This is a genomic window from Pseudomonas asiatica (genome assembly GCF_040214835.1).
Lineage (GTDB): Bacteria > Pseudomonadota > Gammaproteobacteria > Pseudomonadales > Pseudomonadaceae > Aquipseudomonas > Aquipseudomonas putida_Z.
Map to the genome: position 1 here is coordinate 5,444,253 of NZ_CP157874.1, position 12,834 is coordinate 5,457,086.

12 protein-coding genes are annotated in these 12,834 nt (G+C 64.7%); 1 reads left to right on the forward strand and 11 read right to left on the reverse strand.

Annotated elements, in window-relative coordinates; translation table 11 throughout:
- Positions 1-58 precede the first annotated feature (58 nt).
- The 7 genes from hutG to hutC all read right to left on the reverse strand — a co-directional run bounded on the left by hutG (position 59) and on the right by hutC (position 8,509).
- On the reverse strand, positions 59-862 hold the full coding sequence (gene hutG / locus ABNP31_RS24285) for an N-formylglutamate deformylase (RefSeq protein WP_238067020.1): 804 nt from the start codon (positions 860-862) through the stop codon (positions 59-61).
- 10 nt (positions 863-872) lie between these two features.
- Entirely contained in the window at positions 873-2,078 is a 1,206-nt protein-coding gene (gene hutI / locus ABNP31_RS24290) for an imidazolonepropionase (protein WP_238067021.1), read from the reverse strand.
- A gap of 16 nt (positions 2,079-2,094) precedes the next feature.
- On the reverse strand, positions 2,095-3,498 hold the full coding sequence (locus ABNP31_RS24295) for an amino acid permease (RefSeq protein WP_023663049.1): 1,404 nt from the start codon (positions 3,496-3,498) through the stop codon (positions 2,095-2,097).
- Between the two features lie 157 nt (positions 3,499-3,655).
- Entirely contained in the window at positions 3,656-5,188 is a 1,533-nt protein-coding gene (gene hutH / locus ABNP31_RS24300) for a histidine ammonia-lyase (protein WP_003259868.1), read from the reverse strand.
- Between the two features lie 107 nt (positions 5,189-5,295).
- Entirely contained in the window at positions 5,296-6,969 is a 1,674-nt protein-coding gene (hutU, locus tag ABNP31_RS24305) for a urocanate hydratase (protein WP_013974561.1), read from the reverse strand.
- 260 nt (positions 6,970-7,229) lie between these two features.
- A complete protein-coding gene (locus ABNP31_RS24310) occupies positions 7,230-7,802 on the reverse strand; it encodes a HutD/Ves family protein (protein WP_013974562.1) in 573 nt (190 codons plus the stop codon).
- Positions 7,799-8,509, reverse strand: a complete 711-nt coding sequence (gene hutC, locus ABNP31_RS24315; protein WP_013974563.1) for a histidine utilization repressor — start codon at positions 8,507-8,509, stop codon at positions 7,799-7,801. The genes ABNP31_RS24310 and hutC overlap by 4 nt, the downstream gene beginning before the upstream one ends.
- A 145-nt stretch (positions 8,510-8,654) precedes the next feature.
- Between hutC and ABNP31_RS24320 the strand changes: the two genes are divergently transcribed.
- Positions 8,655-10,019 (forward strand): formimidoylglutamate deiminase, encoded by a 1,365-nt coding sequence (locus ABNP31_RS24320; protein WP_350012839.1) that lies wholly within the window; start codon positions 8,655-8,657, stop codon positions 10,017-10,019.
- Positions 10,020-10,135: 116 nt separating this feature from the next.
- Here ABNP31_RS24320 and ABNP31_RS24325 read toward each other — a convergent pair whose 3' ends face one another.
- The 4 genes from ABNP31_RS24325 to ABNP31_RS24340 all read right to left on the reverse strand — a co-directional run bounded on the left by ABNP31_RS24325 (position 10,136) and on the right by ABNP31_RS24340 (position 12,794).
- Positions 10,136-10,708, reverse strand: a complete 573-nt coding sequence (locus ABNP31_RS24325; RefSeq protein ID WP_085691413.1) for a lipocalin family protein — start codon at positions 10,706-10,708, stop codon at positions 10,136-10,138.
- Positions 10,705-10,959 carry an outer membrane protein assembly factor BamE domain-containing protein gene (gene bamE / locus ABNP31_RS24330; RefSeq protein ID WP_003249234.1) on the reverse strand — a complete coding sequence of 85 codons (255 nt, stop codon included), beginning with the start codon at positions 10,957-10,959 and terminating at the stop codon, positions 10,705-10,707. Before bamE ends, ABNP31_RS24325 begins: the two co-directional genes overlap by 4 nt.
- A gap of 224 nt (positions 10,960-11,183) precedes the next feature.
- Positions 11,184-11,780, reverse strand: coding sequence for a DUF924 family protein (locus ABNP31_RS24335; RefSeq protein WP_013974567.1), 597 nt, complete (start codon positions 11,778-11,780; stop codon positions 11,184-11,186).
- A 3-nt stretch (positions 11,781-11,783) separates the two neighbouring features.
- The gene (locus ABNP31_RS24340; protein ID WP_085704184.1) at positions 11,784-12,794 is read right to left on the reverse strand and encodes a class 1 fructose-bisphosphatase; all 1,011 of its coding nucleotides are present in this window, start codon (positions 12,792-12,794) and stop codon (positions 11,784-11,786) included.
- Between the last annotated feature and the right edge of the window lie 40 nt (positions 12,795-12,834).

Genomic DNA, 12,834 nt, shown 5'->3' on the forward strand with positions numbered 1-12,834 from the left:
CCGTAGTGACTGGCGACGCGCATGGCCTGCATCGCGTCGCCATTCTTACTGGCGAACTTCACCGCCCGTAATGTGCCTTGCCCCAATCCAGCACTGCCAGCAGAAGCTGCTTCAACACCTCCTGTGTCGGCCGTGCCAGGTCTTCGCGGTAATCGAACGGCTCGGTCTCTTCCATATAGGTGCTCTGCGCCAGCTCCAGCTGCACCGCATGGATGTGATTGGCCGGATCGCCGTAATGCCGGGTGATATGCCCGCCCTTGAAGCGGCCATTGAGCACATGGCTGTAACCTGGCGCCTCGGCGCACACTCCATGCAGCCGCTCAGCCAGTTCCGGATCGCAACTGGCGCCGTTGAAGGTACCCAGGTTGAAGTCCGGCAGCTTGCCGTCGAACAGGTGTGGGATCAGCGAACGGATCGAATGGGCGTCCCACAGCAGGGCGTAGCCGAACTGCTCGCGCAGCCGCGCCAGCTCGCGACGAATCGTGTCGTGGTAGGGGCGCCAGATCTGCTCCAGATACTGCTTGCGCTCCTCGCCTGTCGGCACCAGCCCGTCCTTGAACAATGGCTCGCCATCGAACAGCGTGGCCGGGTACAGGCCGGTGGTGGCACCAACGTACAGTGGCTTGTCGTCATCCGGCCGGTTCAGGTCGATGACGAAGCGGGAATACTCCGCCGCCACCACGCTGGCGCCCATGTCACGGGCAAAGTCATACAACCGTGGAATATGCCAGTCGGTGTCCGGCAGGCTGCGCGCCTGGTCGACCAGGCCGTCTCGTACCGCCGGCGACAGTTGCAGGCCGGCATGGGGCATGCTGATCAGCAGCGGCAGGCGCCCCTGGTGAAAACTCAGTACCTTGTCCATCGTGCCTCACTCAGTTGGAAATCTCGTGGCCCTTGCGCACCACGCGCTTGGGCAGGTCGCCGCCCAGCCAGTAGGCCAGGTCGGCGGGGCGTTCGATCTGCCAGGCGACGAAGTCGGCGACCTTGCCCACTTCCAGCGAGCCGTGGCTGTCGCCCAGGCCCAGCGCCGTGGCGGCGTGCACGGTGACACCGGCCAGGGCTTCTTCCGGGGTCATGCGGAAGCAGGTGCAGCCCATGTTCAGCATCAGCCGCAGCGACAACCCTGGCGAGGTGCCGGGGTTGAGGTCGCTGGCCAGGGCAATCTTCACGCCGTGGCGGCGCAAGGCGTCCATCGGCGGCAGCTGGGTTTCGCGCAGGAAGTAGAACGCGCCCGGCAGCAGCACGGCGACCGTGCCGGCTTTTGCCATGGCAATGGCGTCTTCCTCGGTCATGAATTCCAGATGGTCAGCCGAAAGCGCCTGGTAGCGCGCCGCCAGGCTGGAGCCGTGCAGCGACGACAACTGTTCGGCGTGCAGCTTGACCGGCAGGCCCAGCTCGCGCGCCTTGATGAACAGCCGCTCGACCTGGGCCGGGGAGAACGCCAGGTGTTCGCAGAAGGCATCCACTGCGTCCACCAGGCCTTCGGCAGCCAGGGCCGGCAGCATTTCGTCGCAGATGTGCGCGATGTATTCGTCAGCCCGGCCGACGTATTCCGGCGGCAAGGCATGGGCTGCCAGGCAGGTGGCGCGCACCGCCAGCGGCAACTCGTCGGCCAGGCGCCGGGCCACACGCAGCATCTTGCGCTCGTTGGCCAGGTCCAGGCCGTAGCCGGACTTGATCTCGATGGTGGTCACGCCATCGCGCATCAGAGCCTGGACCCGCTGGCGAGCACTGGCGAACAGCTCGTCCTCGCTGGCCGCGCGGGTGGCCCGCACGGTGCTGGCGATGCCACCGCCCTGTGCGGCGATTTCGGCATAGCTCACGCCCTGCAGGCGCTGCTCGAACTCGCCGCTGCGGTTGCCACCGAACACCGCGTGGGTGTGGCAGTCGATCAGCCCCGGGGTGACCCAGGCGCCGCCCAGGTCCACCGTACGCTCGGCATCGACCGACGCCAGCTCGACGCGTGGGCCGATCCACTCGATCAGCCCGGCGTTGGTGACGATGGCCGCGTCCTCGATGGCCGAGTAACGGCCCTCGGCCATGGTTGCCACATGGCAGTGCTGCCAGACGGTTCTCATACATTGACTCCTGTACTTAGCGGTGCAGCTCGGCCGGTTCCGCTACCGGTTTGCCCTGCCCTGCGCGCGGCTTGCACCACAGCAGGTAGGACGCCACCAGGAACACCACCCAGACCACGCCGACGAGCAGTGCCGCCTGGGTATCCGGGAAGTAACCGAGCACGCCAAAGATGAACACCATGAACGCAATGGCCATGGCCGGGCCGTAAGGCCAGAACGGTACCGGGAACTGTAGCTGGGCCACTTGTTCACGGCTCATGCTGCGGCGCATGGCCACTTGGGTGAGCAGGATCATCAGCCACACCCACACGGTGGCGAAGGTAGCGATCGAGGCGATCAGCAGGAACACGTTCTCCGGGATCAGGTAGTTGAGCAGCACGCCGATCAGCAGCGCAGCACCCATCACCACAACGGTCATCCACGGCACGCCGTGCTTCGACAGCTTGCTGAAGCCGCGCGGCGCGTGGCCTTGCTGGGCCAGGCCGTACATCATGCGGCCGGCGCCGAAGATGTCGCTGTTGATGGCCGAGATCGCGGCGGAAATCACCACGATGTTCAGCACCGCGGCGGCAGAGCCGATGCCCAGGTTACTGAAGATCTGCACGAACGGGCTGCCCTGGCTGCCGATCTGCGGCCATGGGAACAGGCACATCAGCACGAACAGGGTGAGCACGTAGAACAGCAGGATGCGCAACGGCACGGCGTTGATCGCCTTGGGGATGACCCGCTGCGGGTCCTTGGCCTCACCGGCGGTGACGCCGATGATCTCGATGCCGCCGAACGCGAACATCACCACGGCAAAGGAGGCGATCAGGCCACCCACGCCATTGGGCATGAAGCCGCCGTGGTCGAACAGGTTGCTGACACCCACGGCCTGCCCGGTGCCTACCTGGCTGAAGCCGAAGGCCATGATGCCGAGGCCGGCCAGGATCATCGCCACGATGGCGCCGACCTTGAGCAGCGACAGCCAGAATTCCATTTCGCCAAAGACCTTGACGTTGCACAGGTTGAGGCCGCCGATCAGGAAGACGATGCCCAGCACCCAGATCCAGCGGGCCACTTCCGGGAACCAGAAGCCCATGTAGATACCGAAGGCGGTGACGTCGGCGATGGCGACGATGACCATCTCGAAGGCGTAGGTCCAGCCGAGGATGAAGCCGGCCATGGGGCCGAGGTAGGTGCTGGCGTAGTGGCCGAACGAGCCAGCGACCGGGTTGTGCACAGCCATTTCGCCGAGGGCGCGCATGACCATGAACACGGCGGCGCCGCCGATCAGGTAGGCCAGCAGCACGGCCGGGCCGGCCATCTGGATGGCCGAGGCGGAGCCGTAGAACAGGCCGGTGCCGATGGCGGAACCGAGGGCCATGAAACGGATGTGGCGGGCACTTAGCCCGCGCTTTAGACCTTGAGCTTGTTGCATGTCACGTCCTTAAATTGTTTTTGTGGTCGTGAGATCGAAGGGGGCTGCCTTGCAGCCCAATCGCCGGCAAGCCAGCTCCCACAGAGATGGTATGTCGCATCTCCATCTGTGGGAGCCGGCTTGCCGGCGATGGGCCGCACAGCGGCCCCTGGGGGCATTACAGGCTTGGCAGCACACCAGCCGGCAGCAGGCCGGTCAGGCGACCCTTGGCCAACAGTTCCACGGCCTTTTCGATGTCGGGCGCGAAGAAACGGTCACGGTCGTAGTGCGGTACTTCGCTGCGCAGCGCCTGGCGCGCCTGCTCCAGCTTGGCCGAGGTCTTCAGGCCCTTGCGCAGGTCCAGGCCCTGGCAGGCGCCCAGCCATTCGATGGCCAGCACGCCACGGGTGTTTTCGGCCATTTCCCACAGACGCTTGCCGGCAGCCGGGGCCATCGACACGTGGTCTTCCTGGTTGGCCGAGGTCGGCAGGCTGTCGACGCTGTGCGGGTGCGACAGGGCCTTGTTCTCGCTGGCCAGGGCAGCAGCGGTGACCTGGGCGATCATGAAGCCCGAGTTGACCCCGCCGTTTTCCACCAGGAACGGCGGCAGCTGGGACATGTGCTTGTCCATCATCAGCGAGATACGGCGCTCGCTGAGCGAACCGATTTCGGCAATGGCCAGGGCAATGTTGTCGGCGGCCATGGCCACCGGCTCGGCGTGGAAGTTACCGCCGGAAATCACGTCACCTTCGGCAGCGAACACCAGCGGGTTGTCCGACACGGCGTTGGCTTCGATGCCCAGTACCTCGGCGGCCTGGCGCAGCTGGGTCAGGCAGGCGCCCATGACCTGCGGCTGGCAGCGCAGCGAGTACGGGTCCTGGACCTTGTCGCAGTTCTTGTGCGACAGCGACACTTCGCTGGAGTCGCCCAGCAGGTCACGGAAGCAGGCAGCGGTGTCGATCTGGCCGCGCTGGCCACGCACTTCGTGGATACGCGCATCGAACGGCGAGCGCGAGCCCAGTGCGGCTTCGACGCTCAGGCCGCCGCAGGCGATGGCAGCGGCGTACAGGTCTTCGCCCTGGAACAGGCCACGCAGGGCATAGGCGGTGGACGCCTGGGTGCCGTTGAGCAGGGCCAGGCCCTCCTTGGCGGCCAGGGTCAGCGGCTCGAGGCCGGCCACGGCCAGGGCTTCGGTGGCTGGCAGCCACTGGCCCTTGTAGCGCGCCTTGCCTTCACCCAGCAGCACCAGAGACATGTGCGCCAGCGGGGCGAGGTCGCCGGAAGCGCCCACCGAACCCTTCAGCGGGATGTGCGGGTAGACTTCGGCGTTGACCAGGGCGATCAGCGCGTCGATGACTTTGCGACGGATGCCGGAGAAGCCACGGCTGAGGCTGTTGATCTTCAGCACCATGATCAGCCGCACCAGGTCGTCATCCAGCGGCGCGCCGACACCGGCGGCGTGGGACAGCACCAGCGAGCGCTGCAGGTTTTCCAGGTCGTGGCTGGCGATGCGGGTCGAGGCCAGCAGGCCGAAACCGGTGTTGATGCCGTAGGCGGTACGGTCTTCGGCAATGATCTGCTCGACGCAGGCAACGCTGGCGTCGATGGCCGGCGCGGCGCTGGCGTCCAGTTGCAGACGCACGGGAGCGGCATGGATGGCGCGCAGCTGGGCCAGGGTCAGGGTGCCGGGCTTGAGGGTCAATTCGGTCACTTCACTACTCCAATCGCGTGGAGCCGCAGGCCCGTTTGTGAGTGCCTGCGTGCTCCTTCTTGTTGTTCAGTATCACCCCTTGTGGGGTGCGATCCAAAGCGTGGCGATCAGCCAGTGATCATCGGCAGGTCCAGGCCCTGCTCCTTGGCGCACTCGATGGCGATGTCGTAACCGGCATCGGCATGACGCATTACACCGGTCCCTGGGTCGTTGGTCAGCACGCGAGCGATACGCTCGGCGGCTTCATCGGTACCGTCGCAGACGATGACCATGCCCGAGTGCTGGGAGAAGCCCATGCCCACGCCACCACCGTGGTGCAGCGAAACCCAGGTAGCACCGCCGGCGGTGTTCAGCAGGGCGTTGAGCAGCGGCCAGTCGGAGACAGCGTCGGAACCGTCGCGCATGGCTTCGGTTTCACGGTTGGGGCTGGACACCGAACCGGAGTCCAGGTGGTCACGGCCGATCACGATCGGTGCCGACAGCTCGCCGCTGCGTACCATTTCGTTGAACGCCAGGCCCAGCTTGGCGCGCAGGCCCAGGCCAACCCAGCAGATACGTGCCGGCAGGCCCTGGAAGCTGATGCGCTCGCGAGCCATGTCCAGCCAGCGGTGCAGGTGGGCGTCGTCGGGGATCAGTTCCTTGACCTTGGCGTCGGTCTTGTAGATGTCTTCGGCATCACCGGACAGCGCCGCCCAGCGGAACGGGCCGATGCCACGGCAGAACAGCGGGCGGATGTAGGCCGGCACGAAGCCCGGGAAGTCGAAGGCATTGGCCACGCCTTCTTCCTTGGCCATCTGGCGGATGTTGTTGCCATAGTCGAAAGTCGGAACACCCTGCTTCTGGAAGTCGAGCATGGCTTGCACGTGCACGGCCATCGATTGCTTGGCGGCCTTGACCACTGCAGCCGGCTCGGTCTGCGCGCGGTCGCGGTACTGTTCCCAGGTCCAGCCGGCTGGCAGGTAACCGTTCAGCGGGTCGTGGGCGCTGGTCTGGTCGGTGACCATGTCCGGGCGCACGCCACGCTTGACCAGCTCTGGCAGGATTTCGGCAGCGTTGCCGTGCAGGGCGATGGAGATGGCCTTGCCTTCGGCGGTGTACTTGGCAATGCGTGCCAGGGCGTCGTCGAGGTCAGTGGCCTGCTCGTCGACGTAGCGGGTTTCCAGACGGAAGTCGATGCGGCTCTGCTGGCATTCGATGTTCAGCGAGCAGGCACCGGCCAGGGTGGCGGCCAGTGGCTGGGCGCCGCCCATGCCGCCCAGGCCGGCGGTCAGTACCCACTTGCCTTTCAGGCTGCCGCCGTAATGCTGGCGACCGGCTTCGACGAAGGTTTCGTAGGTGCCCTGGACGATGCCCTGGCTGCCGATGTAGATCCAGCTGCCGGCGGTCATCTGGCCGTACATTGCCAGGCCTTTGGCGTCCAGTTCGTTGAAGTGTTCCCAGTTGGCCCAGTGCGGCACCAGGTTGGAGTTGGCGATCAGTACGCGCGGGGCGTTGCTGTGGGTCTTGAACACGCCGACCGGCTTGCCCGACTGCACCAGCAGGGTTTCGTCGTCTTCCAGGCGGGTCAGGGTCTCGACGATCTTGTCGTAGCACGCCCAGTTACGGGCAGCGCGGCCGATACCGCCGTACACCACCAGTTCTTTCGGGTTTTCCGCGACCTGTGGATCGAGGTTGTTCATCAGCATGCGCAGTGGCGCTTCGGTCAGCCAGCTTTTGGCAGTCAGCTTGTTGCCACGTGGGGCACGGATTTCAACGTCACGGTATTTGTTGTTGTCGGTCACGGGAAAGGTCCTCTGCGGTCGTCCGCGGGCGGGTATGTCGTGGTAGATATACAAACACACCTTTACTTGTATGTACAAGCATGGACAACCAAAATAATCGGACTTTTCCGCTGAGCGGCCAAAAAAACCCGGGGCCGCTGCGCGGCCCTTTCGCGACACAAGGCCGCTCCTACAGGGGACCGCGCCAGCCAAAGCATGCACGGTGCGTGTAGGAGCGGCCTTGCGTCGCGAAAGGGCTGCGCAGCAGCCCCCCGGCTATCTCAACGTGAAACGAGTTCGATCAGGCAGAACCGCCCCTGCACATCCAACCCCAACAACTGGTCATTGCCCTCCAGCCGCAGGCAGTCATACAACCCCAACCGCTGCGTCTCGCGCCCGGCAATACCCACCTCGACCTGGCTGCTGGCAGCGAACAGCAACACCGTCGACGCCGAGCTGTACAAGCGGCTGGTGCCATCGAACCACTGCAACCGCGCCCGGTAGCGCTGCGGTGCGTAGATCAGGTTGAAATCGCGGATCGCCCCGCCCAGCAGCTTGCAGCTGACCTGACTCTCGCCGCTGAAGGCGAAGGCATCGAACGGCAGCAACGGCCTGCTGGCCTGGCCGTCGACCAGCAGGCGCATGCCGTCACCCTGCAGCACGGTGATGATCCGCTGGTAGCCGGCGAAGGTGGAAAACCCGCCGGACTCCTCGATATCGGCAATCGACAAGCGCCAGCCAAAGCCGTCCAGGCCTTCGCCACTGTCGCGGGTGATCTCTTCGGTGAAACCACCACCGTTCTTCCACGGCATGCGCGGGTAACCCTGCGCACGCAACAACTGCAGCTGACTCATTTACTGAAACGTCCTTCCAGGCGATGACGGGAACCGGGGTGGATCAGCCGCGCGGCGGTCACCGGCTGGCGGCCGGACCAGGTGCGGCGGCGGATCAGCAGGCAGGGCTCGCCCCGCTCGATCTGCAACAGGCGGCATTCTTCCGGCTCGGCCAGGATTGCCTCGACCACGTGCTCACCCTCGGTCAGCGGCGCCACCTGCGACAGGTAGGCGTAAGGCGTCTGCCGGGTGAAGTCCTGCTTGAGGTAGTCGGGGGCAATCGCCGCATTGACGTAGCGATCCTCGATCTGCACCGGCACGCCGTTCTCGAAATGCACGATCAGCGAGTGGAACACCCGTTGGCCTTCGCGCATGTCCAGGGCCAGGGCCCGCTCGGAACCGGCCGTTTCCTCGGTGAGGGTGATCACCTGGCAGCTATGCTGGTGGCCACGCGCGGCAATCTCGTCGGCGATGTTGTTGACCTCGAACAGCGCCGAACGCCCCTTGGGCTCGGCCACGAAGGTACCGACCCCTTGCATGCGCACCAGCAGGCCTTCGGCGGTAAGTTCGCGCAGGGCGCGGTTGATGGTCATGCGGCTGAAGCCCAGCTCGCTGACCAGTTCGCTCTCCGAGGGCACCCGGTGATGCGGTGGCCAGCTGCCGTTGTCGATCTGCTGGATGATCATCTGTTTGACCCGGGCGTACAGCGGAGCCGGGCCCTCGCCCATCTGGGCAACCAGCGCGGAGACAGGTGGTGTCGGCACGGCGTTGGATCCTTGTGCAAATGGAATGAGCGGTAGCTTGCCGCAGTTTACCCGGCAGGCAAACGCCTGTATATGTATATACAAGTTAACAATAACAGGATTTTCACCGATGTCCGCCTACTTCGCCGAACGCGCCCTGCTGCCCACGGGCTGGGCCAGCCATGTCCGCATCGAGGTCACCAGTGATGGCCATGTGGCCCGCATCGAACCGGGTGCCTCGGCGGAAGGCGCCGAGCGGCTGGCCGGCCCGCTGCTGCCCGGCATGCCCAACCTGCACTCGCATGCCTTCCAGCGCGCCATGGCAGGGCTGGCGGAAGTCGCCGGCAACCCCAACGACAGTTTCTGGACCTGGCGCGACCTGATGTATCGCCTGGTCGGCCAGATCAGCCCGGAGCAGCTGCAGGTCATCGCCCGTCAGCTGTACATCGAGATGCTCAAGGCCGGCTACACCTCGGTCGCCGAGTTCCACTACGTGCACCATGACCAGGCCGGCAAGGCCTACGCCGACCCGGCCGAACTGTCCCGCCGCATCAGCGCGGCTGCAGCCGACAGCGGCATTGGCCTGACCTTGCTGCCGGTGCTGTACAGCCACGCAGGCTTCGGCGGCCAAGCCCCGAATGACGGGCAACGGCGCTTCATCAACTCCACCGAACAATACCTGCAACTGCAAGCGCAGCTGGCCCCGCTGCTGGCCGCGCAACCCGCGCAGCAACTGGGTCTGTGCTTCCATTCGCTGCGCGCCGTGACGCCCGGGCAGATCGCCGAAGTGCTGGCAGCCAGCGACAAGCAGTGCCCGGTGCATATCCATATCGCCGAGCAGCAGAAGGAAGTCGACGACTGCCTGGCCTGGAGCGGCCTGCGCCCGCTGCAGTGGCTGTACGAGCACGTGGACGTGGACCCACGCTGGTGCCTGGTACATGCCACCCATGCCGAGCCGGATGAAGTCACCGCCATGGCCCGCAGTGGCGCGGTAGCCGGGCTGTGCCTGACCACCGAGGCCAACCTGGGCGACGGGATTTTCCCGGCAGTGGACTATCTGGCACAGGGTGGGCGCATGGGCATTGGTTCGGACAGCCATGTGTCGCTGAGCGTGGTGGAGGAACTGCGCTGGTTGGAATACGGCCAGCGGCTGCGCGACCAGCGGCGTAACCGCCTGTATCGCGGCGACCAGCCGATGGTCGGGCGCACGCTGTATGACGCTGCGCTGGCGGGCGGCGCGCAGGCGCTGGGGCAGGCGGTCGGGGAACTGGCCGTGGGCAAGCGCGCCGACTGGCTGGTGCTCGATGGGCAGGACCCTTACATCGCCATGGCCGATGGGGATGCGATTCTCAACCGCTGGCTGTTTGCCGGGGGCGATCGCCAGGTGCGGGATGTGATGGTGAATGGGCAGTGGGTGGTGCGCCAGGGGCGGCATGCGCAGGAAGAGCAAAGCCGGTTGGCGTTTGCCGAGGTGTTGCGACAGCTGTTGGGGTGAGTTCATTGGGGCCGCTTTGCGGCCCATCGCGACACAAGGCCGCTCCTACAGGAATGTGCGTTCCCCTGTAGGAGCGGCCTTGTGTCGCGATGGGCTGCAAAGCAGCCCCCAGAAATTCAGTGCCTCTTGACGATCTGCTGGTCCGACGCACGCCAGATCAGCCGATTGGTGTCATACCCCTGCTGCCGGGCCTTGGACATCAGGTTCTCGCGCTCCCAGGCCGGTAGCGTCGGCGTACGCGACAGGATCCACAAGTGCTTGCGGTCCGGGCTGCCGACCACCGCCGTGCGGTAGCGATCATCCACATACAGAATCCAGTACTCGCCCCTCGCCACCCCTGGCACCAGCTTGGTGAACCAGTTGTCGAACTCGACCCACAATTTGTCGGTGTGCCCCGGCTCCTGGATGTTCGCATGCCCTTCGGCGCGCAGCCATTCGTCACCCATGGTGCGGCAGCGGTTGAGCACGCCGAGGCTACCATCGAGCCTGAGGTTGTAGTGCGCTTCGGACTGCTCGCAGCCGGTCTGGTAGCGCATCGGCAGGCGCGCCAGCTCGTACCACTTGCCCTGGTAGCGCTTGAGGTCGATGTTGCCCGCGGTTTTCGGTGCCAGCGGGTCATGCACGGAGCCGGCACAACCGCCCAGCAGCAACGCCAGGCATACCCCCATCAGCAGATACAGGCGCCTCATTTGAGACCCTGCCCTGAATACATGAGCACCTTGTCAGCCGCGTATTGCACACTGATGAAGCTCTTCTCGTCCCCCCAGGTGCAGCTGCTCATCCCCAGCGCACCAGAGCACTCGGTCGGCGTGCCGAGCAGCTGCTCGACCTCGGCCTTGTTCATACCGGCCTTGATCTTGGAATAGTTTTCCTGGTTGATCTTGCTGCAGGCAGTCAGGACGACGCACAGCGACAACAGGGCGAGGGAACGCAACGACATGAAGGACACTCCTGGAGAGGGGATACAGGCGAGTGGCCTGCAGTGACCTTCGACGGTAAAAACCCTCCCAGGTTCCCTGACCTCCCTCCTCTACCCCTACGCCATTGGTCGGATGGCCACTACTGTGCGATTAATCACAAAGAATTACCCCGCCCAAACAAAAAGGCCGCCCCGTGAAGGAGCGGCCTTGCGTCGCGACGGCCTGCGCAGCAGGCCACGAAACCTCAGAACCTGGACCCAGGCTCCAGCAAAAAGTCCATCTCTTCGCTGGTACTCGGCCGCTCCAGCACCAGGTTGCGGTGCGGGAAGCGCCCGAAACGGGCAATTACCCGCTGGTGCTGCTCGGCGTAGTCGAGGAAGCCTTCGAACAACCGGCGGTTGGCTTCGGGCTGCTCGTCCAGCAGCACCTGGTAGCGCTCGACGCACAGGTTCTGCCAGTCCAGCACCTCGGCATGCTCCAGCACCAGCAGCACGAACACCCGCTGGATAGGCAGCAGCTGGTAATCCCAGTTTTTCTGCAAACCTTGCATCGCCACCACCTGGGCCCGCCGGTCGCCCTCGAAGGCACGCGGCGTGTCGCGGTAGATCATGCGCGGCAGCTGGTCCAGCAGGATCAGCAGGCCCAGCCAGCCCTGTGGGCTTTGCTGCCATTCGTCGAGCCCACCCGCCAGGGCATGCTCGACCAGGTCGCCAAACAGCGCATGGGCGTCGGCATCATGATGCTTGCCGAACCACAGCGTGCTCTTCTCGTCAGCCACGGCCTGGGGACTGGTGCCCCAACCGAACCACCACTCCAGCAACGGCTGCCAAGGTGCGAGCATGACTTACTCCTTGTGGTAGGCGGTGACGCGCTCGACCTCTTCCTTCGAGCCGAGGATTACCGACACACGCTGGTGCAGGCTATCTGGCTGGATGTCGAGGATGCGATCGTAACCGTTGGTGGAGGCGCCGCCGGCCTGTTCGATGATGAACGACATCGGGTTGGCTTCGTACATCAGGCGCAGTTTGCCCGGCTTGCTCGGCTCGCGGGCGTCACGTGGGTACATGAACAGGCCGCCACGGGTCAGGATGCGGTGTACGTCGGCCACCATCGAGGCGATCCAACGCATGTTGTAGTTCTTCTTCAGCGGGCCGGTCTCGCCTGCCAGCAGTTCGCCCACGTAGCGCTGAACCGGGGCTTCCCAGTGGCGCTGGTTGGACATGTTGATGGCGAACTCTGCGGTGCTTTCCGGCACGCGGATGTTTTCGTGGGTGAGGACGAAGCTGCCCAGTTCGCGGTCCAGGGTGAAGCCCTTGACGCCGTTGCCCAGGGTCAGGATCAGCATGGTCTGCGGGCCGTAGATTGCGTAACCGGCGGCGACCTGCTGGGTGCCTGGCTGCAGGAAGGCATTTTCGTTCAGGGTTTCGTTCTGGCTCAGGTATTCGTTAGGGCAACGAAGTACCGAGAAGATGGTGCCGACCGAAACGTTGACGTCGATGTTGGACGAGCCGTCCAGCGGGTCGAAGACCAGCAGGTAGGCGCCTTTCGGGTACTTGCCCGGGATCTGGTAGGCGTTGTCCATTTCTTCGGAAGCCATGCCGGCCAGGTGGCCGCCCCACTCGTTGGCTTCCAGCAGGATATCGTTGGAAATCACGTCCAGTTTCTTCTGGACTTCGCCCTGCACGTTTTCAGTGCCCATGCTGCCCAGCACACCACCAAGGGCGCCTTTGGACACGTGATGGCTGATTTCCTTGCACGCACGCGCCACCACTTCGATCAGGAAGCGCAGATCGGCAGGGGTATTGTTGCTGCGGGTCTGCTCAATCAGATAGCGACTCAGGGTAACGCGGGACATGTATGGCTCCGAAAGGATTGGGGGATAAAAACCCCCGCAG